This window comes from Pseudomonas sp. AC083 (assembly GCF_979253165.1).
Map to the genome: position 1 here is coordinate 1 of NZ_CEEDDH010000182.1, position 263 is coordinate 263.

1 pseudogene is annotated in these 263 nt (G+C 45.6%); it reads left to right on the plus strand.

Annotation, left to right across the window (positions count from 1 at the left end):
• Nucleotides 1–263 (plus strand): annotated as a pseudogene (locus AC0IXA_RS27640) (S-methyl-5-thioribose-1-phosphate isomerase); the annotation flags it as partial.

The following is a 263-nucleotide window of genomic DNA, read 5'->3' on the forward strand; positions in this document are numbered from 1 at the left end:
GTCTTGCCGTTCTAGCCAAGCATTTTCACATTCCGTTTTTTGTAGCAGCACCGCTTTCCACTTTTGATGTATCCACCCATGACGGGTCAGATATCCCAATTGAAGAGCGCGACCCGCTGGAAGTAAAGGAATTAAACGGTGTCCCCATTGCACCGCCCGATGTTCAAGTATTCAATCCCGCCTTTGATGTCACTCCTCATCATCTCATTTCAGGCATCATTACAGAAAAGGGAATTATCACATCGAACTATGCAGAAGAGATT